Below are 17,679 nucleotides of genomic sequence, written 5' to 3'. Positions count from 1 at the left end.
TCACGCGCCCCGGACCCTCACGCCAGCAGGGCGTTCTCGTCGATGGTCCATCCTCGCTTCGTGAGCATGGCCTGGAGGGGCTTGTTGTGCTTCAGGCTGTTCACCATCTCCTCGATGTGCTGATCATACTTACCGGGGAACCGTCGCTTGATGTCGTCGATGTCCATACGCATGGCGTCGGTGATGCGCCCCTGGTTGATCAGCTCACGCTGGTATTGCTGCCACGCCTGGGACTCCAGCGAGTATCCCGTGCTGTAGAGCTTCTCGTGGTCGTCCCGCTCCATGCGGATGGCCGGGCCGTTGTTGACCTTCTGCTTCTTGTGGGGCTTGTTCGCGAAGTAGAACCCGGGCTCGATGACGTCCTTGTACGCCGACTTGGCCGGGATGTGGTTCACCTCCATGTTCTGCGGATACTGCTGCCCGTTCGCCATCCGGTTCGCCGGCAGCAGTCCCCCGTACCACCCCGCCTCCTGCGTGCACCCCTTGGCGACCAGGCCCTCGGGGTCCATCCACGTGCAGGGGTTGACGACGTACGCGGCGGGGTTGGGTGCCGGCACGAGACCCAGTGGGTCCGCCGACACATAGCGGGCCGTCTCGGGGTCGTAGTGCCGGTTCAGGTTGTAGTGCAGGCCCGTCTCCGGGTCGGCGTACTGGCCGGGGAAGCGCAGCGGCGTGTGAGCCCGGGCGTCGCGGTTGCGGGCGGTGATGCCCCAGACCGTGGAGCGCTTGTGCCAGGCGATGTCGCCCTGTTCGTCGACGAGTTCGGTCGGGGTGCCGATGACGTCCGTGACGATGGCGAAGAACCGGCTGTCGACCTCCTGCTGTCCGGCGTCGTCCGGCAGTCTGCGCTCCAGCTGGGACAGCGGCTGCGGACCCTCGTACTCCCAGGTCAACGTCACGCCCGTCGTCGTGTCCGTCTCCTCGGCCAGCTGGGTGCCGTCCCAGGCGAAGTGGACCGTGGCCGCCACGCCGTGCCCGTCCGCACTCATGCGATGCTTGGCGGTGCGGCGGCCCAGCGCGTCGTAGGTGTAGCGCCACACGGTGCCGTCCGGGGTGGTGCAGGAGACCAGGCGGTCCTCGGCGTCCCAGGCGTAACGCCAGGTGTCGGGCTTGCGGGACAGGCGTCGCTTCTGTCGCAGCACGACCCGTCCGGCGTCGTCGTACTCGTAGCGCACGCCGTCCGTGCCGAGCAGCCGGGTCCCCTCATAGGTCCGCTCGCCGCGGCTCTCGGTGTGCCGGGCCCGGTCGGGCCAGTGGGCGTCCGTCTGGTTCCCGGTGGTGTCGTAGGCGTATCGCTCCGACCAGTCGCCGGCGGTGACGCCGAGCGGGCGGCCCGCCGGGTCGAGCTCGAACCGCCACTCCGAGCCGGTCTGCCGGTCCGTGATCCGTGTCAGGAAGCCGTCGGCACGGTAGCTGTAGGAGCGGTCCCGGAGCGTACCGCGGGGCGTGGCCAGCGACCGGGACGAAAGACGGCCGATCGTGTCCCACTGCGAGGCGAGCGTCACCGGCGCGTGCGCGGGGCCCAGGGTACGCCGTGTCTCGCGGCCCAGCTCGTCGCGGGCGAAGCCGAGCGCGTGGCCGGCACAGTCGACCCGCACCCGGTTGCCCGCGGTGTCGTAGGCGTACGAGGTGGTGGCGCCGGTCGGTGTGGTGCGCGAGACCAGCTCGCCGTGCGGGTCGTAGCCGAACCGCATGCTGCGGCCGTCGACCGTCTCCGCGAGCAGCCGTCCCACGGCGTCGCGTTCCAGGGTGAGCGAGGAGGCCGGTGAGACGGCGGCGGTGAGCCGGTCACCGCTGTCGTAGCTGTAACGGGTGAGCACACCGTCGGCGTCCTTCTCCAGCACGTTGCCCACCGCGTCGAACGTGAAGCCGATGCGCTGCCCCAGCGGGGTCGTGCGGGCCACGAGGCGGCCCGCGGCGTCGTACTCATAGCGCGTGGTGCGCCCGTCGAAGTCGGTCTCGGACTCGGTCAGGCCCGACGGGCCGTACCGATAACTCCACGTCCTGCCTTGGGGATTGAGCACCGCGCTGATCCGCAGCTCGGTGTCGTACGTGAACTCGTACCGGGCCCCGTCCTTACCCGTGCGAGCGGCGAGCAGGTCGAACCACGTGTACTCGAAGCGGGTCACGCCGCCCAGCGGGTCGGTGTGGGTGAGGCAGTTGCCCTCCTCGTCGTACGTCCACTGCTCGCTCGCTCCGTCGGGTGCGGTGCGCCGGGTGAGCCAGCCGTCCGCCGTCCACTCCAGGCGGGTCACGGAGCCGGCGGGGTCGACGGACTCGCGGGGCCGCCCGAAGGCGTCACGGCGTACCGTGTACGTGGCGCCGTGCCCGTAGGAGACCGAGAGGACGAGGCCCGCCTGGTCGTTGACGCGCGTCTCCGTCTCGCCGGTCGGGAACGTGACCGTGGCCGGTGCGCCCGCCGCGTCATGGGTGATCGTCGTCGAGGTCCCGTCCGGCGCGATGACCGCGGTGCGGTTGCCCCGCTCGTCGAAGACGTTCCGCCACACGGTGCCGTCCGGGCCGGTGATCGTCTCCGGGAGGTGCAGCGCGTTGTACGTGGTCGAGGCGTGGCGTCCGTCCGGGTAGTGGACGGTCAGGAGATTGCCCGCGTCGTCGTACGTGAAGCGGGAGGTGTGTCCCAGCTCGTCCGTGCGGGACAGCAGGTTGTCGTAGCGGTCCCACTCGAAGCACACGGTGTTGCCGCACGGGTCGGTCTCGCTGAGCGTCTGGCCGAGCCGGTTGAAGCGGGTGACGGTGACCGCGCCGGTGGAGTCGGTGAAGCGGGTCTCGCGGGCGGCGGTGTCGTAGGCGAACCGTGAGGACAGCGCGCCGTCCGGGCCGGTCGTCTCCACGACCCGGCCGGCCGTGTCGTACGCGTAACCGTAGGTGTGGCCGTTGCGGTCGGTCCACGAGGTGACTCGGTGCTCGTCGTCGTAGGTGAACCGCAGGGGTACGCCGCGCGCGCCTGATGCTCCCACCAGGTCGCGGGCCTCGTCGTACGTGAACGAGGCGACCCGGACGGGGCCTTCCGGGGTCTCCAGGTCCAGGGCCGTGACCTGGGCGAGATCGGCGTCCCGGGTGACGCGGACGCGGTAGCCGCCCTCGTGCAGGAGCGTCATGGGCAGGCCCTCGTCGTCGCGGACGAACTGCAGGCCGTTGCCGTTGCGGTCCTCGATGTCGCTCAGCCAGTACAGGCCGCCCGAGGAGTACGGATTGCCGGTGAAGCGGCGGGTCAGGCCGGAGCGGACGTCGGTCGTGGCGTACGTGACCTCGCCCAGGGCCGATCGCTCGACGAAGGCGAGGGGGATGCGGTCGCCCTCCAGTGGCAGCACCTCCTCGTCCGCCTCGCGGGGCAGGTTCGGGTAGGCGAGCAGGGAACCGTCGGGGCGGGCCCAGACCGCGCCGGTGCCGGTCAGCTCTAGCCGCTCGTCCAGGGTGGAGGCCCAGCCCGGCCCGAAGCAGTGGCCGTAGCGGTAGCCGGATATGTGGGTGCGCCGCACCACCAGCGGGAGCACGCCGGGCAGCGCCAGGTCCGTCTGGGCGAGCACCATCTCGCCGCTGGCGATGTCGACCGGGTCGGTCTTGCAGCGGCGCTGCGTCAGGGCGACGGCCTTCTCACGGGCGTTGTCCAGCGCCGTGCGCAGCGACGCGGGGCGCTTTCGTCCGGGCCCGTCGGACCGTCCGTGCCCGCCGTCGTCGGCACCGCCCTTCTTGCCGCCGGTGATGGCGTTGACCCGGTCGCGGACGTCGAGGTCGATTCCCTTGTGCAGGCGGGAGGTGGCCTTGACCCGGTCCGGGAGGGTCTCGGTGACATGCTTGCTGATCTTGACGAGGGCCTTCTCGGAGCCCTTCAGGGCGCCTTCCAGAACGGATTCGAAGGCCTTGGTGAAGGGGTCCCTGCCGCGGGTGCGGCCGAAGGCGCCCTTCGCCTTCGTCAGCGAGCTCGAAGTGGACCGGTGCAGTTCGCCACCGTGGAAGGAGACCTTGCCGGCGCCGTCCTCGAACTCGACGTGGTCGATGACGGTCCGCTTGCCCCCTCCGGCGGCGGCGCCGCCCGCGCCATCACCCGCGGAGGCCAGCTGCGTACCGCCGCCGTGCTTGCCCCCGCCGCCGGATCCTGCGGAGCCGCCCGGCCGGCCGTCACCCGGCTGGGGAGGCAGCGAGAAGGCGCCGTCCACCAGGTCGAAGACCATGTCCTCGACCATGGCCTCCAGCTTGGCGTTCACCGGCTCGGTCACCCGGGCCATCAGCTCGTCCACGATCCGGTCGACGGCCTCGTCGATGATCCGCTTGACCGCCTGCCGCATCGCCGCGGTCTCGGCGGCCCCGATCACGGCCGACAAGCCGCCGGTGACGAAGGCCAGTCCCACCGAGATGCCCAACGAGGCGGCCATGGCGCCGAGTTCGATCTCGGCCTTCGTCTTCATCCCGAAGATGATCTCCGCGACCACGTCGCACGCGTCCGCGAACAGCCTCGCGATCTCCGGCACCTTCTCCAGGTGCCCCGCCTTGACGTGCGACCAGTGCTTCTCCATCGCATCGACGGCCCACCCCTCCGAGGAGGACAGGATGCGGGACACCGCCTGATGCGCGTCGCCGCCGTGGCCCTCGAACTTGTCGGCGAAGTCCCGCATGGCATCGGCCATGTCGCGGTAGTCGTCCTCGTCGACGTTCGGCCAGTTGATCCCGATGAAGTCCAGAATCTCGTCGGCCCATCCGGGCAGAACGTAGCCCATCCCCCGACGCCTCCCCGCTACCTCGAACCCGTTCACACATGCGATCTCACCGCATGCGTGGTCGAACACTATTCGGTAACGGGTACACCCGTGCAAGCCTGAGGTTCCCTCAGCCCGGGGTCTCCAGCCGCGCCGCGCAGGCGAACACCGCCGCCTGAGGACGGTGGGACCCGAGGACCGAGTCCCCACGCCTGTCGGGCGGGGGCTGCTGCAAGGGCGGCGCCGACTGCGGCCGCGCCGGCCACCGCGCTGACGCTGAGCCATACCCAGCGCGACGGCAGCTGGACGCCCAGGGTCTTACTGCTGCTGCCACCAGTCGTACCTGTCGGAGGTGTCGCAGGTAGCGGCCTGCGGGATCGTGCGATTGGCGACGCTCGGGGTGGTCAGGCACAGGTAGCTCTGCGTGCTCTGCCACACCGCCACATCCGGCGCTCCGGGCCTCGTCGCGTAGAGGCGCCAGAGCTGGGCGGCCCCGGTGCTGTCGGCAGGGTCGCAGACCGACAGGATGATCGACCCCGCGCCGGATGGTGCGGTGATGCACCGTCCGGTCCTCTGGTTGATGAAGCGGTACTTTCCGCCTCCCCAGTACTCCGTGAGCCACTTCTCGTCGGAACCGCTGTCACAACTCCACATCTGGAGTTTCGCGGCGTTGTCGACGTCGCTGTCGAGGCAGTGACTCGAGTTGAAGACACGGATGTTGGTCGCTCCCGCGGCCCGAGCGGGCGCCCCGGTCAGCGCGACGGCTGACATCGTCAGAGCGGCGGTGACGAGCGAAATCAGAGTCCGTCGTGCAGCCATCGGTCAACTCCCTCATCGGGTGAGGTGCTTGCTGGTACTGCCGTGCGGAATCGCAGACTTCGCACCGTACACGTCATCGATGGCGGAAGCTTCAATTCAACCCGCATTGCCCGAGCTGCACAGGCCGCACAGTCGGACGCCCCGCCATCAGGCCGAGTCGGTGGCGGGCTCGGTGGCGTAACGGCTCATCACCTGGATGCTCGCCTGCGGGGTCAGTGCCTCGCCGCCGGCCATCATGTCCTGTAGGTCCCGGAAGTACTGCACGTACAGGTCCGGCGTGAAAGTGCTGAGCATGACGGCCGGCTGGTCGGTCGGGTTGGCGAACGTGTGCGGGACTCCGGACGGGACCATCACGAGCGTGCCCGCGGTCGCGTCGTAGTCGTTCTCTGCGACGGTGAACCGCACCATGCCGGAGACGATGTAGAAACCCTCGTCGTGCAGGGCATGACGATGCTGCGGCGGTCCGGGCGTGTGCGGCACGAGGACGGACTCGGTGATCCCCAGGCGGTGCCCCGTGTTGCGGCCGTCTTCGAGGACGCGCATGCGCGTGGTGCCCAGGAGGATCGTTTCCCCGTCGCCCGGGCCGACCACCGATACGGCGGGGTCGGCCATCGGCTCACAAGTCGTTGGTTCGTCAGTCATGCGTCGATTCCACGGCAAGGGCGCTGCGACTGTCCAAGACCCGTTCTGTGACCTCGATGCCGGACAGGTATCGTCGCACCATGGAGCTACGCACGCTGCGCTATTTCATGGCGGTCGCCGAGGAGCTCCACTTCGGCCGGGCCGCCGCCCGGCTGCACATGAGTCAGCCCCCGCTGAGCCGGGCGATCAAGCAGCTGGAGACCGAGGTCGGCGCCGCGCTGTTCGACCGGCTCTCCTCCGGTGTCCAGCTCACCGCGGTGGGGGCGGTGCTGCTCGATGAGGCGCGCGCACTGCTCGACCAGGCCGACCGGGTACACACACGCGTGGCCGCGGCGGCAGGCACCGCGACGATCACCGTCGGCATCCTGGACGACAGCGCTGACCCGGGCACGACCCGGCTGGCCCGTGCCTACAACCGACGGCACCCACGCGTCGAGGTCCGCGTCCGCGAGACCGACCTGACCGATCCCACTTGCGGGCTGCGCGCCGGACGGGTCGACGTCGCCCTGACCCGTGGCCCGTTCGATGAGACTGGGCTGACCGTTCACGAGCTGCGTGCCGACCCGGTGGGCGCGCTGCTGCGCGCCGACGACCCGCTGGCCCGACGCGACAGCCTGAAGCCGGCCGACCTGGCCGACCGCCGCTGGTTCCTCTTCCCTGAAGGCACCGACCCCCTCTGGCAGTCGTACTGGAACGGCGGGGAGCCTCGCGAGGGTCCGGTGGTGCGCGCCGTCCGGGAATGCCGACAGGCCGTTCTCTGGAACGGCACGGTCGGCATTACTCTCCTGACCCACGAGCCGCCCGAGGGCCTCGCCGTGGTGCCACTGATCGACATGCCGCCGAGCCCGTTGGTGGTGGCATGGAACCAGGGCGACACCAGTCCCCTGATCCGCTCGTTTCTCCGGATCGCGATCACCGTCTACCGCAGCTGAGCGCCTCACCCCGCGGCCCCTCGGCACGGCCAACGGGAAGCATCCGTTCGGGGCGGTCCCGGTACTGCCCCGAGCGGGGCACGTCAGAAGCCTGCTCGGTTCAAAACTGGAGGGCGGAAGCCCCGTCGCGCTGCGAGACTGTCCCGGTGACTGTCGTCCCTACTGCTGTGCTGGATTCGTTGTACGGGCTCGCGTTCGGCGACGCCTTCGGTGACCGCTGGTTCGGCATCCTGCGCCGGGACGGTCCGGCATGCCTTGCGGCGCGGACGCTGCCCCCCGAACCACTGTGGCGGTGGAGCGACGACACCGCCCAAGCACTCGTTCTCGTACAGGAACTCGCCGAGGGTGGCGGTACCGTCGACCAGGATCGCCTCGCCCTACGCTTCGCGGCGGCCTACGCCGATGACACGCACCGTGGGTACGGAGCCTCGATGCATGACGTGCTCCGCCGGATCGGCGCGGGCGAGCCCTGGCAGGAGGTGGTCGCCGGACAGTTCGGCGGCCAAGGCTCCTGGGGCAACGGCGCGGCCATGCGCGCCGCTCCGCTCGGCGCCTGGCACTCCGCCGACCTCGATGCGGTCGCTGAGCAGGCCGCCCGCCAAGGCGCGGTGTCGCACCATCACCCTGAGGCGGTTGCAGGGGCGGTTGCGGTCGCCCTGGCTGCGGCGCTGGCCACCCGCAGCCGAGGCGGGCACGCCCCGGCCAGGTCGAATTTCCTGCAGGCAGTCGCCGAACGACTCCCCGACAGCGACGTCCGGTCGGGGATACGGGTCGCCGCCCGGCTGCCGGAACACACCTCGGTTCGGCACGCCGCGGAGGTCCTGGGATCCGGCTACCGGATGTCGGGCCCCGATACCGTCCCGTACGCCCTGTGGTGCGCGGCGGGGCACCTCGACGACCTGCACGAGGGCTTGTGGCTCACGGTCGCCGGGCGCGGCGATATCGACACCACCTGCGCCATCGCGGGCGGGGTGATCGCCGCACGCACGGGCGTCGCCACGCTCCCCCCTGCCTGGCACGCAGCGTGCGAACCGCTGCCCCAGATCGTGACGGGGTGAGAACTCGTACCGGAATGAGTCAGACAGCGCCAGCAGGTGAATGCGCATCCGAGGGTGCGGAAGGCCGTGCATGTCGTCGCGGATCTCCCAGCGCATCGGGGAGTCTTTAAGTCATGTCCGTTCCCGTTTGGAGTCGTCGATGGCAGTGCGTCGCGTCGTGCCCAACATCGCGTCAGAGGCTGTGCAGGAGAGCCGGGAGTTCTACGGCCTCCTGGGCTTCGAGGAGGTCATGAACCACGGCTGGATCATGACGCTCGCTTCCCGGTCCGTTCCGGCGGCGCAAGTCAGCATCATGACCACCGACAAGACCGCTCCGGTCACCCCCGACATGAGTGTCGAAGTGGACGACGTGGACGCGGCCTATGCGGCCATGCGGGACAGCGACGCGGAGATCGTCTACCCCTTGCGGGACGAGGAGTGGGGCGTGCGACGGTTCTTCGTCCGTGACCCCAGTGGCCGGGTGGTCAACGTGCTGAGCCACCGCTGACACCGTTCCTCAGGCGACCCCTGCCCCGTCCAACGCCACGATCGGGCCGCTGGACGGCGGCCCCACCTGATCCGCCAAGGCGGGGTAGTCGTTGTAGCCGTCGGCCCCGCCCACATACATGAAGTACCGGTCCCGGACCGGGTTGAGGGGCGCGCCGAGGCGCAGCCGGGTGACGAGGTCCGGGTTGGCGAGGAAGGGCCGGCCGAGGGCCACCAGATCGGCGCCGGCCGCCAGCATCTGGTGCGCAGCACGGGTGACGGCCCGCGTGGACAGGTCTGTCAGGTCCGGGTTGCCGATCAGGACGCCCGGCCAGTCCGTCCGGATCCGCCGGTACCAGCCGGCCGCCGGGTCGGAGCGCACCAGGTGCAGATAGGCGAGGTCCAGCCCCTGCAGACGGTCCAGGAGCGTGGCGTAGAGGCCGTCGGTGTCTTCCTCCAATACGCCGTTGACCGTGCTCGCGGGCGAGATGCGGATGCCCACCCGGTCCGCACCGATCGCGTCGGCCACCGCCTCGGTCACCTCCGCCGCGAACCGCACCCGCCGCGCGACGGAACCGCCGTAGCTGTCGGTTCGCCGGTTGGTGTTGTCCGCGAGGAACTGGTGCAGCAGCATCCCGTTCGCCGAATGCACCTCCACGCCCTCGAAGCCTGCTTCGACGGCCCGGCGTGCGGCGGCGGCGAAGTCGGCGATCGTGTCCCGGATGTCGCCCGTCGTCATCGCGCGCGGAACGGCGGCCTGCAGATGGCCCTGCGGAGTGAAGATCTTTTCCGGCAGCGGGACGGGGGAGGGTGCGAGGGGCGTGAGGCCGGTGGTCGCCGGGTGGCTGACCCGCCCCCCGTGTTGGAGCTGCAGGAACATCCGTCCGCCGACTGCCCGCACCCCGTCGGTGACCCGCCGCCAGCCGGCAGCGTGCCGGCCGGTGTGTATCGCGGTGATGTCCGGGTACGTCTGTCCGGCCGGGTTGGGCGTCGAACCCTCGGCGATGATCAGTCCGGCCGAGGCGCGCTGTGCGTAGTGGGTGACCATCAGGTCCGTCGGGGTGCCGTCGGCCTCCGCGCGGTTCCGGGTCAGCGGGGCCATCACTAGGTGGTTGGGGAGGGCGAGCCGGCCGAGCCGGGCGGGGGCGAGAAAGTCCGTTGTCCGCGTCATGCCGGCACGGTAGAACTTGACACCGATGTGAGATTCAAGCCCTCTTCCCGGCGGAGGCGGACATGCGGATCGGTGAACTGGCCCGGCGTACCGGCGTGAGCGAGCGGTCGCTGCGCTACTACGAGACACAGGGGCTCCTCACCGCCGAGCGCACCCCCGGCGGCCACCGCGACTACCCGGAGTGGGCCGTCGACCGGGTCATCCGGATCCAGGAACTGTACGCGGCCGGGCTGCACAGCGAGAAGATCCGACAGCTGCTGCCCTGCATGCGCGACCGGGACGGCGGACCCTCCGCGATCGCCACCGGGCGCCTGGTGAAGGACCTGACCGCCGAACGGGACCGTATCGATCGCATGATCGCCGATCTGCGCCGCTCCCGGGAGACCCTGGACGAGGTCATCCGCACGGCCCGGGACGCCTGACCAGCCGTACCCCCGACGGCCCCACGCGGGCCCGCCGACAGGCTCAGTCCCAGACCGGTCGGAGGGACCGGCGTGGCGACGCCTCTCGGGGATCAGCGCTCTGCCGATGCCGTCGACCGCGCCGTCGGCGAGCCCAGCGGCCGAGGGCGGCCAGCGTCGGCAGGGCTCCGCCCTGCGCGCTCCGCGGTTGCCCGGCGAGTGCGGCGACGGACGGCCCCGCTCATACACCGGTCGCGGTGCAACGCGGAGACGCCGGTATCACCCGGCCGGATCAGCGCAGTTCCTCCCCCCGTTGGGAAGCTTTCCGCAGCTCTGGCGCCCGCGACGTTCGGCGACACGGGTGAAAAGGTGCGTGTCCTGCGGCCGGACCGGGCGGCGCGGCGGACAGGTCGCGAAGGCTGACCGCGGCGCCGCGTGATCCGCGCCGACGTCGACGACCGACCTCCGTGCTCTCGGAAGGGTGAGGGAACCAAGCGATGGACCTGTTGCCGGTCGAGATCAAGGTCAACGTCGAGGGTGACGTGACGGCGGCGCTCGAAGCGCTCGGCGAGTCGGACGGTGCCGCCATGACGACGCGTCGGATCTGGTTCGCCGAGGGCCGTGACGGGGTCGCCCAGGGGCGACTGCCCCTGCTGGAGGGCGGGGTGATCGTGCGGTTCAGGATCGACGGTGGCGGTGGTCCGGACGATCTGACCGTCAAGTTGCGCCCGTGTGAGCGGGAGCAGCTGGTCGGAAGGTTCTCCGCGCCCTTCGAGTCGGGGCCGCTCGCCTACGGCGTCGAGGAGGACTGGTCGGTGAGCGGCCGTGTGCTGGCCGCCTCCCTGGTGCACGATCACCCGCCGGGCGCGCTGCCGGCCGCGGTACGGCCCGAAGCCGATCCCGCCGCTCCGATCGACGAGGTGCAGGACCAGTTCGTGCACGCCTGCGCTCCCGCCGTCCGGCTTGACGGGCTGGTGGCACTGGGTCCGATCCTCTCCGCCAAGGCCCGGGACGTTCCGCTCGGGGACCTGGTGGTGAACCTGGAGACGTGGTCGGCCGCCGGACTGGACTTCCTGGAGGCCTCGATCCGGGTGAAGCCCAAGAGCGGGGAGAACGCCGACGAACTCACGGCGCGGGCCGAGCGCAAGCAGCGACGTCTGAACGAAGCGGTGCGGGAGCGTGGGCTGACGGTCTCCGAGCATTCCGAGAGCAAGACCCGGCGCGTCCTCACCGCCTTGGCCGAGGCGGCCCGGCAGTCCGGTTGATCACTGCGCGAGCCGCCGTCTCATGCCTTCTTCTCATGCCTTAACGGGTGAGACGTACGCGGGCGGTACGATCCGCTGCTCGAGCGACAGCCCGTACGCCTCCGGGTGCCGGTACTTGCCGTGCTCGTCCTCGCTCTTGGAGGTCTCGACGACGAGCGGGTTGGCGCGCGCGTAGGCATCGTGGCGGACCCCGGTCACCTGCCAGCAGACGCGCGTCCCGGGGTCTCCTCCGGTGATGGTGAACCGATTGCCGTCCAGCTCCTGTCCCACGTGCAGGTTCGGGGCCGCACGGCCGACGGCCGTGAGCTGGTAGCGGAATCGCTCGTTGAGTGCCTGGAACCAGTGCGGCAGAACGATTTCGGCCTCTCCGGTCCCGTCCAGGACGACTTCTCCGTCGTAGACGTTCTTCCTCTCGTCGCTCTCGACGGAAGCATGATTGAGGTACTTGCTTTCCGGCTCCAGCGGATGGTCGATGGTGAATTCAAGAGTGGTTTTGGTGAGTTTTCCGTCCACCATGACGTCGCCACGGAACCATGCGGCCTTGTAACCGCCGCTCGCGACCACGCCATAGGTGGTCGCGCTGGTCGCGTCCACCCCGACGCCCGTCTTGGAGTACGCGTTCACGGCGTGACTGTTGTTCCCGCCGCCTTCCCTGCTGTTGTACACCTCCACTTGTGCGGCGTTCTCCACCCAGTCGGGGTCGTATCTGCCGATGCTCACCTTGTTGCGCAGTACTGCGATTCCGTTTACGTCCAGCTCGGGCTCGGCCATTGTTCGCTCCTTCTCGGTGACCGCCGGAAATATGCGAGATTCCGGCGATCTCTACCTATAGCCCGGCGGCGCGCTCCGACCCTTCAGCGACATGCTTTCCCCGGGTTGAACACCGTCGGTACGGGCTCAGCCCACCGTCCATTCGTGCGCGCCGGTACCGTGCAGGCGTACAGCTGCGGGTGCCGCCGGTCAGGGGGGCCGGCTGGCCGTCGGCGCCGCCGCGCGCCGACCATTGCGCCTACCACCCGATCGGGTGGAACCACTGTCGCACTCCGGGTGCGTCGGCGGCCGCGGCCGCTACCAAGATCACGACAGTCCGTGATCTTCGAGCGTGAGCCGGTGGCGGCCGCCTGCGGCAACTCGCGTGAGATCATCCGTCCATGAGCAGCGACCTGGAAATAAGTGCTCTGGCGATCAATGTCACGATCCCGCAGGCGCTCCGCTGGACGGACACTCGACGCGGTGAAGCGTTCACGCTGACCACACTCAACGTCCGGCTTCTCCCGGACGGTCACCTCGCCGTGAAGGCCTATGGCAGACCAGTCGGTGGCGGTCGGGGGGCATACGTCTCGTTCCCTGTGCCCGATGAACCCGAACTGGCGGCGCTGGTCTCCGACGCTGCCAGTCGTGCCGGGGAGTTGTGGGCCGCCCATCGCGGTCTCGGCTGATCTCAGGGGGCAGATGGGGGCGTGACCGATCTGCGGGGTGCGCCCTTGCGAACGGAGGCAGCACCGGTAGGTCCTTTTGCCTGACTCGAGTGCAACTGATCAAAGTGGTGTGGCGGTTCAAGTCGCAGAAGCCGTGCAGCGGGGCAAGGTGGACCTGTCCCTGGTCAGTATCGACTCCACCACGTCGCGCGCTCATCACGACGCCGCTGGCATGCGCCTGGACCGGGACGTCCTCCCCGTCGAGAGAAAGCCACGTGCACACACAGCCCGGCCTGCGCTATCGTCCTGGACGTGCAGGTGCGCAGGCAGCGGCTACTTCTCCTGTCAAGAGCGTGACGCGGGTTCGAATCCCGCCGCCGGCGCCACGCCGGTGTCGTCTAGCGGCCCAGGACACGTACGTCGCCGCCGCCGACCTCGATCTCTGCACACCCAGCACAAGCCGCTCGCCACGGGGGATTCAGGCGAGCGGCTTCGTCGCGTCATGAAGGTGTCGGCGAGCGCGGTGACGCCCTGCGGGCCGACGCGGTTGCAGCCGAGACAGAGTGGGCGCAGGCCGTGGCCGTCGGCCGGTGCGTCGGCAATCGCGCGGGCTCCCGCGTTCCCCGACGGCATTGGTGCCGAGCAGGACGTGCGGGTCAGGCCACCAGCCCCGCGATGTGGGCGGTGACCGTGTCGAGGATGTCGGCCCAGACCGACTCGTCGCCCAGGACGAGGTAGTTGAGGGTCAGGCCGTCGGTCACGGCGGCGAGATAGCGGGCCAGTACGGAAACGGGGACGCGGAGTTGGAGGTCGCGGCTGTGGCGGAGCTCCTCGATCAGCTCGGCGTAGGCGATGCCGTACAGCTCGTACTGCCGTCGGGCGAGGTGCTCGAACCCCGGCTCGCGCAGGGCGTACTGGGTCAGTTCGTAGGTGAGCATGTGCTCGTCGGGGCGGTCGCGGACGTGGCCCCAGTACGCCTCGAAGCCGGCCCGGACTGTCTGCTCCAGCGTGGCCCTGGGCCGCAGTGCCTCCCGCACCACGGTCACCGAGTGCTCGGTGAGGGTGGTGATGACGGACCCGATCAGGGCCTGCTTGGAGTCGAAGCAGTAGTGGAAGACGCTCAGCGACACGCCCGCCTCGGCGGCGATGGCCCGGGTAGTCGCCTTGGCGACGCCGTCCCGGGCCATCGTCCTGATCGCCGCTTCCGTCAGCTGCCGGCGCCGCTCGGCCGACGGCATGCGTGCCATCCGTGAACTCCCGCCTCAGGCGCTGTGGACCCCGACCTCGTGAAGCGAGTATCCCCAGTCGGTGCCGCGGTCCAGACCGTGGACCCGGACGTAGCGGGCCGGGGCCGCGGTGAACCGGGCCGTGTCCAGGCCGCCGTTGCCGCTCGTGGTGGAACAGGCGGTCTGCCAGTTCGTGCCGTCGGTGGACAATTCTATGCGGTACGACTTGCCGTACGCCCGCTCCCAGTCGAGCGTCACCCGGGAGACCAGGTGAGTGGAGCCCAGATCGACCTGCCACCACTGATCGTCGCTCCAGTCGCTGGCCCAGCGGGTGGAGTCGTCGCCGTCGACGGCACGGCCCGGCCGGTAGCTGGTGAACGGATTCCACTCGGACGAACTGGCCGCCGTCGACCGCCCCTTGGCGAGGTTCACCGAGGCCTGGTGCTGTTCGGTGGCCCCCCAGGTGTCCAGGTAGGACTCGGCGCCCCGGAACAGGTCGTTCACCACGTCCTGGCCACCGACCCGCCGGATGTCCTCGATCCAGTCAGGGATCATCCCGGCGTGGGCCGCGCCGTCGGTGTTGATGTCGAAGGTGCGCTCGCCGGAGGTCTGCCGGTCGATGACGGAGCCGCCGTCGACGCTCCTGAAGGGGTACGTCACCTTGTTCGCGGCGTTCGCGCCGCGCGGGGCCGGGTGGTCGCCGACGCCGTTGAAGTCGGTGCCGTAGCCGTAGCCCACGCCGTACTTGTCGCGCAGCGCCTTGGTCCGTGCGGCTTCCGCGACGAAGCCCTCGGAGCCGTGCATGTACTGGGCGACGAAACCGCCGAGGGAGTAGACCCGTTCGGTCCAGTTCAGGTCCATCCAGCTGTGTGAGGAGATCACGCCGGGATAGGAGGCGGACTCCAGGATGTCCAGGGCCTGACCTACGGCCTTCACGCCCATGTGGTCGATCTCCAGCATCATCTTGCGCTTCATCATGCCGCGCACGGCGTACTCGCCGAGTGCGGTGAGACCGCGCTTGTTGCACTGGGCGTCCGAGTCGTACGAGGGGACGTCCACGCCCGCCGGTAGGTCCGACTCCGCGCCCGACGAGGCGTTCCCGATGGGGTTGTCGTGTTGCGGGCCGGTGCACTTCTCGGTCTGCCAGAAGGTGCCGGTCGACAGGAACTGGCCGACGTTGATGGCCGTTCCGAGACCGCCGGAGTCGAAGCGGACGCCGCACAGAGCGTTGTCGAACTTGTGGCACAGGAACATCGAACGGACGCCGAGCGCGTAGAGCTCGTCGAGCCCCTTGTCGATGTCCTCCTTGCCGCACTGCGGGATGTCGAGGATCTGTTTGCACCCGAAGGGTTCGGAGGTCTCGACCCCGAGGACGACGGCGAGTTTCCCCTCCTCGATGACCTCACGCGCCTGCGCGCTGTCGGTGACGACGCGGAACCAGCCCTTGCCCGTGCCGCCGTACATCTTGTCGATGTACGCCTGGAGGTCGTACGTCATCTTCGCCTGCAACCGGATCGACGTCATCTCGTCGCAACTGCGGTCCTTGAAGGGGTAGACGGAGCAGATCATGCCGTTGGTGACGAGGTCGTTGACGAGCACGCGCTGTCCGCCGCGCCAGGCACGCTCCACCCAGGCGTAGTAGTCGGCCTGGTGGGTCATCGAGTTGTACGCGGGCCAGTCCTTGAAGGTCGGCCACCCGACCGGGTCGTGCTTGCCGTCGCCGCCATGGGTGATGTAGTCGAAGATCGCGAGGGTCCCGTCGGGGTAGTGTTCCGGGCAGTCCTTCAGGGCGTCGGCGACACCGGCCTCGGAGAAGACCTTTCCGCAGATCAGCCGACCGCCGAAGGCTTCGTTGCCGAAGAGGTGGTTGTGCGCGTCGACGAACCCCTGGACCTTTCCCGACGAGTCGGTGCCGGTGAACGGCTCGCCGGTGACGTCGATCCGGACGTCCGGGGCGGGTCGCGCGGTGGGGGTCCACCAGTCGTTGCCGGCCGCCGAACTCGGCGTGGATCCGCAGGTCATGGCCAGTACCAGGAGCAGCAGCGACAGCACGGCGATGTTCCTGCGTATGCCGTACGAGCGTCGAATCGGCGTCACGGCCCACGTCCCTAGGTCGGCGGGAGGGCGCGGTTGGCGGAATCGAGATTGTCATGCACCGCGCAATACCTGGGACGAGGATCGGGCCGCGCGCCTACCGAGTCAAGTGTCCGGGACGCTTGACCTGATGACTCAGCGGCCCAACTCCTTTGCCCATTCGTCGAGTACGGGCACGCACCGCTCGGCGAAGTACTCGTAGTCGGCCGGGGTGTTGTAGACGTGGGCGGACACTCGCAGGTAACCGGTGCCGCCGAAGCTGGTGAAGGCGGCCTCGACGGCGAGTTCCCGGGCCACCCGGTCGCGCAGCGCGTCGGCCTCGGTCCGGCTGCGCCCGAGGCCGTCGGGCAACCGCACCAGGCGCATACCGGGGACCGGCATCCCGACGTCGGCCCGGCTGTCCTCACCGGTCAGTACCTCGAAAGCTGCGCCGATCACACGCCCGGCATAGTCCGCTAGCCGGTCCATGTAACGGCGGGCAGCGGACCAACCCCAGGTACGCTCCACGAAGGCGAGGGACGTCGGCGCGGCCAGATAGGACGTGGCGTCGAGCGTGCCCTGGTGGTCGAAGCGGTCGGGGTACGGCTGCCCCGCGCCCCAGGAGTCGATCAGCGGGTGGATCAGGTCCCGCAGAGGTCCGCGGGCGATCAGGGCAGCGGTTCCGCGCGGGGCGCAGCCCCACTTGTGGAGGTTGCCGGTCCAGAACTCGTACGTCGCGTCGGCGAGGGGCGCGGCGAGCAGGCCCGGGGCGTGCGCGCCGTCGACGAGCATCGGCACGCCCCGGCGGCGCGCCTCCGCGCCGATCCGCTCGACCGGCAGCCGGCGCGCGGTCGCCGAGGTGATCTGGTCGATCACGACGAGGTCGGTGGCCTCGCCGATCTCGGCGACGACTGCCTCGTAGGCCTCGTCCTCGTCGGCGCCGAGCGGCACCCGCGCCGTGCGCACCCGGCCGCCCCAGCGCCGTGCCAGCCGCTCGGCTCCCATGGTGACGGCCCCGTAGCCGTGGTCGGTGACGACGATCTCCCCGCCGCGACGGCGTTCGAGCGCGTCGTAGACCACGCTGGCGCCCGCGCTCGCGTTCGGCACCAGGGCGAGGTCGCCGGCGTCGACGCGCAGGAAGCCGGCGAGTGCGTCCCGGGCGGCGGCGAGCCGCTCCGGCAGTTCCGGGAACCACACCACCGGCGCGCGCTCCATCTCGGCACGCAGCGCCGCCTGCCGCTCCTGTGCCACCAGCGGGACGGCGCCGAACGATCCGTGGTTCAGGTGCCTCAGGGCCGGGTCCAACGACCACGCCTCGATGGCGAGCCTGCCGTCGGGGAGCAGCAGGGGGTGCGGCGCGACGGCCACCTCGGTCTCACTCACGTCAGCAGGCCTCCGGAAACACAGGTGATCACCCGGCATCCTGACACGACGGTGACCGCGGCTTGAGGGCCGGGGCGGCCTCGCGGTACGACTCCCCCCGGTTGCGCTGAC

General features: G+C 69.8%; 14 protein-coding genes and 1 tRNA gene. 7 read left to right on the top strand and 8 right to left on the bottom strand.

Features of this window, described 5'->3' with window-relative positions; translation table 11 throughout:
* Window positions 1-17: 17 nt before the first annotated feature.
* The 3 genes from IE177_RS18040 to IE177_RS18030 all read right to left on the bottom strand — a co-directional run bounded on the left by IE177_RS18040 (window position 18) and on the right by IE177_RS18030 (window position 6,176).
* Window positions 18-4,736 carry a DUF6531 domain-containing protein gene (locus IE177_RS18040; RefSeq protein ID WP_190016383.1) on the bottom strand — a complete coding sequence of 1,573 codons (4,719 nt, stop codon included), beginning with the start codon at window positions 4,734-4,736 and terminating at the stop codon, window positions 18-20.
* Window positions 4,737-5,033: 297 nt separating this feature from the next.
* Window positions 5,034-5,534 carry an RICIN domain-containing protein gene (locus tag IE177_RS18035; protein ID WP_190016382.1) on the bottom strand — a complete coding sequence of 167 codons (501 nt, stop codon included), beginning with the start codon at window positions 5,532-5,534 and terminating at the stop codon, window positions 5,034-5,036.
* Between the two features lie 147 nt (window positions 5,535-5,681).
* Window positions 5,682-6,176 (bottom strand): cupin domain-containing protein, encoded by a 495-nt coding sequence (locus tag IE177_RS18030; RefSeq protein ID WP_190016381.1) that lies wholly within the window; start codon window positions 6,174-6,176, stop codon window positions 5,682-5,684.
* An 80-nt stretch (window positions 6,177-6,256) separates the two neighbouring features.
* Here IE177_RS18030 and IE177_RS18025 point away from each other — a divergent pair, with 80 nt between their 5' ends.
* The 3 genes from IE177_RS18025 (at window position 6,257) to IE177_RS18015 (ending at window position 8,653) form a co-directional block, all read left to right on the top strand.
* Entirely contained in the window at window positions 6,257-7,108 is an 852-nt protein-coding gene (locus IE177_RS18025) for a LysR family transcriptional regulator (RefSeq protein ID WP_190016380.1), read from the top strand.
* A gap of 146 nt (window positions 7,109-7,254) precedes the next feature.
* On the top strand, window positions 7,255-8,166 hold the full coding sequence (locus IE177_RS18020) for an ADP-ribosylglycohydrolase family protein (RefSeq protein ID WP_190016379.1): 912 nt from the start codon (window positions 7,255-7,257) through the stop codon (window positions 8,164-8,166).
* Window positions 8,167-8,305: 139 nt separating this feature from the next.
* A complete protein-coding gene (locus IE177_RS18015) occupies window positions 8,306-8,653 on the top strand; it encodes a VOC family protein (RefSeq protein ID WP_190016378.1) in 348 nt (115 codons plus the stop codon).
* Between the two features lie 9 nt (window positions 8,654-8,662).
* Here IE177_RS18015 and IE177_RS18010 read toward each other — a convergent pair whose 3' ends face one another.
* Window positions 8,663-9,802 (bottom strand): alkene reductase, encoded by a 1,140-nt coding sequence (locus IE177_RS18010; RefSeq protein ID WP_190016377.1) that lies wholly within the window; start codon window positions 9,800-9,802, stop codon window positions 8,663-8,665.
* 62 nt (window positions 9,803-9,864) lie between these two features.
* On the opposite strand from IE177_RS18010, the gene IE177_RS18005 reads away from it, so the two are divergent.
* Both IE177_RS18005 and IE177_RS18000 read left to right on the top strand, forming a co-directional pair.
* Complete coding sequence (locus IE177_RS18005; RefSeq protein WP_190016376.1) at window positions 9,865-10,224, top strand: MerR family transcriptional regulator; 360 nt, start codon at window positions 9,865-9,867, stop codon at window positions 10,222-10,224.
* 476 nt (window positions 10,225-10,700) lie between these two features.
* On the top strand, window positions 10,701-11,468 hold the full coding sequence (locus IE177_RS18000; protein WP_190016375.1) for a hypothetical protein: 768 nt from the start codon (window positions 10,701-10,703) through the stop codon (window positions 11,466-11,468).
* A 33-nt stretch (window positions 11,469-11,501) separates the two neighbouring features.
* On the opposite strand, the gene IE177_RS17995 is transcribed toward IE177_RS18000, so the two are convergent.
* Window positions 11,502-12,239 (bottom strand): hypothetical protein, encoded by a 738-nt coding sequence (locus IE177_RS17995; RefSeq protein ID WP_190016374.1) that lies wholly within the window; start codon window positions 12,237-12,239, stop codon window positions 11,502-11,504.
* 380 nt (window positions 12,240-12,619) lie between these two features.
* Here IE177_RS17995 and IE177_RS17990 point away from each other — a divergent pair, with 380 nt between their 5' ends.
* Both IE177_RS17990 and IE177_RS17985 read left to right on the top strand, forming a co-directional pair.
* Window positions 12,620-12,907, top strand: coding sequence for a hypothetical protein (locus IE177_RS17990; protein WP_190016373.1), 288 nt, complete (start codon window positions 12,620-12,622; stop codon window positions 12,905-12,907).
* A 293-nt stretch (window positions 12,908-13,200) separates the two neighbouring features.
* Window positions 13,201-13,272 (top strand) — tRNA-Ser (locus IE177_RS17985).
* 270 nt (window positions 13,273-13,542) lie between these two features.
* Here the strand turns inward: IE177_RS17985 and IE177_RS17980 are convergent.
* The 3 genes from IE177_RS17980 to IE177_RS17970 all read right to left on the bottom strand — a co-directional run bounded on the left by IE177_RS17980 (window position 13,543) and on the right by IE177_RS17970 (window position 17,568).
* Complete coding sequence (locus IE177_RS17980; RefSeq protein WP_190016372.1) at window positions 13,543-14,133, bottom strand: TetR/AcrR family transcriptional regulator; 591 nt, start codon at window positions 14,131-14,133, stop codon at window positions 13,543-13,545.
* Between the two features lie 15 nt (window positions 14,134-14,148).
* Window positions 14,149-16,134 (bottom strand): galactose-binding domain-containing protein, encoded by a 1,986-nt coding sequence (locus IE177_RS17975; protein ID WP_190016553.1) that lies wholly within the window; start codon window positions 16,132-16,134, stop codon window positions 14,149-14,151.
* A gap of 207 nt (window positions 16,135-16,341) precedes the next feature.
* A complete protein-coding gene (locus IE177_RS17970; RefSeq protein ID WP_190016371.1) occupies window positions 16,342-17,568 on the bottom strand; it encodes an aminotransferase class V-fold PLP-dependent enzyme in 1,227 nt (408 codons plus the stop codon).
* Window positions 17,569-17,679: the final 111 nt, after the last annotated feature.

Origin of the sequence: Streptomyces lucensis JCM 4490 (assembly GCF_014650035.1) — a bacterium.
Classification (GTDB): domain Bacteria; phylum Actinomycetota; class Actinomycetes; order Streptomycetales; family Streptomycetaceae; genus Streptomyces; species Streptomyces lucensis.
This window is presented reverse-complemented; position numbering and strand designations above follow the sequence as displayed.